This window comes from Streptomyces sp. NPDC016459, assembly GCF_040632845.1.
Lineage (GTDB): Bacteria > Actinomycetota > Actinomycetes > Streptomycetales > Streptomycetaceae > Streptomyces.
Genome location: NZ_JBEYCR010000047.1, coordinates 1 through 2,188 on the forward strand (window position 1 = coordinate 1; position 2,188 = coordinate 2,188).

A 2,188-nucleotide genomic window follows, 5' to 3' on the forward strand; every position below is an offset into this window, starting at 1 on the left:
CGCCGGCACGGGTGAGGTGAAGGGGGTCGGTGGCAAGTGCCTGGATGTCGCTGACGGCCAGAGCGCGGACGGGACGAAGGTGCAGTTGTGGACCTGTAACGGTTCGAGTGCCCAGCGGTGGACCGTGGCCGGTGACGGGTCGGTGAAGGCGTTGGGCAAGTGTCTGGACGTGTCCGGTGGGGGCAGTGCGGACGGTACGAGGGTGCAGTTGTGGACCTGCAACGGTTCCGGTGCCCAGAAGTGGGAGCCGCAGACCAACGGGACCGTCCGCAATCCGCAGTCCGGGAAGTGCCTGGACGCCTCGGGCGGCACCTGGAACGACGGGACCGCCGTCCACCTGTGGACCTGCCACACCGGCCCCAACCAGAAGTGGACCCTTCCGTAGCCCAGACTTCCATAGCACAGAAAGGAGGCGACCTCACATGCGTACCTCTCTGAAAGCGACCCTCGGTCTGTTCGCCGCCGCCACACTCGCGCTGGCTCCGCAGGCCGTCGCCCTGCCCGCAGCGACGCCGTCTTCCCCCACCGCCCCGTCCTCCCACACAGCCGAACGGCTCGTGGCGGCCGACCCCGCGTACAAGATCCTCGTCTTCTCCAAGACGGCCGGCTTCCGGCACTCCTCGATCGACGACGGCATCGCGGCCCTGCGCACCCTCGGCGCGGCGAACAACTTCACCGTCGACGCCACCGAGGACGCCCAGGCGTTCACGACCGGAAACCTCGCCCAGTACCGGGCGGTCGTCTTCCTGTCGACGACGGGCGACGTCCTCGACGGCGCCAAGCAGACCGCGTTCGAGCAGTACGTCAAGGGCGGTGGCGGTTACGTCGGCATCCACGCCGCCGCCGACACCGAGTACGACTGGCCCTTCTACGAGGGTCTGGCCGGAGCGCTCTTCCACTCCCACCCGGCCATCCAGTCCGCCACCGTCCGGGTGGAGGACCGGGCGCACGACGCCACCGCCCACCTGGGATCCAGCTGGCAGCGCACCGACGAGTGGTACAACTACCGCTCCAATCCGCGCACCAGCGCCCGCGTCCTCGCCTCGCTCGACGAATCCAGCTACTCCGGCGGGAACATGGCGGGCGACCACCCGATCGCCTGGTGCAAGGACTATCAGGGTGGCCGGGCCTTCTACACGGGAGGCGGGCACACCGACGAGTCGTACGCCGAGCCCGCCTTCCGACGGCACCTGCTGGGCGGAATCCGGTGGGCCGCGGGCATGACCGAAGCCGACTGCCGTCCGGAGACCGGCTACACCTCCCTCTTCGGCGGCTCGTCCACCACCGGCTGGAAGCAGGCCGGCCCCGGCGGGTTCACCCTGGCGGACGGCACCCTCACCTCACAGGGCGGTCTCGGCATGCTCTGGTACTCCGCCCAGGAGTTCACCGGCGACTACTCCGTCAAGCTCGACTGGAAGGCCGCCGGGGACGACAACTCCGGTGTATTCCTCGGCTTCCCGGCCTCCGACGACCCCTGGTCCGCGGTGAACAACGGTTACGAGATCCAGATCGACGCCACGGACAGCGCCGACCGCACCACCGGCGCCGTCTACGGCTTCCGGTCCGCCGACATCGCGGCGCGGGACGCCGCGCTGAACCCGCCGGGGGAGTGGAACACGTACGAACTCCGGGTCACCGGCGAACGGTTGGAGATCTTCCTCAACGGACGGAAGATCAACGACTTCACGAACACCGATCCGGCCCGGAGCCTGCGCCAGGGCCACGTCGGCCTCCAGAACCACGGAGACGGCGACGACGTGTCCTTCCGCAACATCCGGGTCAAGCACGGCGGCGGGCAGCAACCCGGCCCCCGCACGGGTGAGGTGAAGGGGGTCGGTGGCAAGTGCCTGGATGTCGCTGACGGCCAGAGCGCGGACGGGACGAAGGTGCAGTTGTGGACCTGTAACGGTTCGAGTGCCCAGCGGTGGACCGTGGCCGGTGACGGGTCGGTGAAGGCGTTGGGCAAGTGTCTGGACGTGTCCGGTGGGGGCAGTGCGGACGGTACGAGGGTGCAGTTGTGGACCTGCAACGGTTCCGGTGCCCAGAAGTGGGAGCCGCAGACCAACGGGACCGTCCGCAATCCGCAGTCCGGGAAGTGCCTGGACGCCTCGGGCGGCACCTGGAACGACGGGACCGCCGTCCACCTGTGGACCTGCCACACCGGCCCCAACCAGAAATGGACCCTGCC

Annotated in this window: 2 protein-coding genes; both read left to right on the plus strand. The window is 69.0% G+C overall.

Annotated features, from left to right (window positions below; all coding sequences use genetic code 11):
• The coding region (locus tag ABZ567_RS32325; protein WP_360796939.1) for a lectin at positions 1-385 on the plus strand (385 nt) is incomplete at its 5' end.
• Between the two features lie 37 nt (positions 386-422).
• A partial coding sequence (locus ABZ567_RS32330; protein WP_360796942.1) for a lectin occupies positions 423-2,188 on the plus strand: 1,766 nt, incomplete at its 3' end.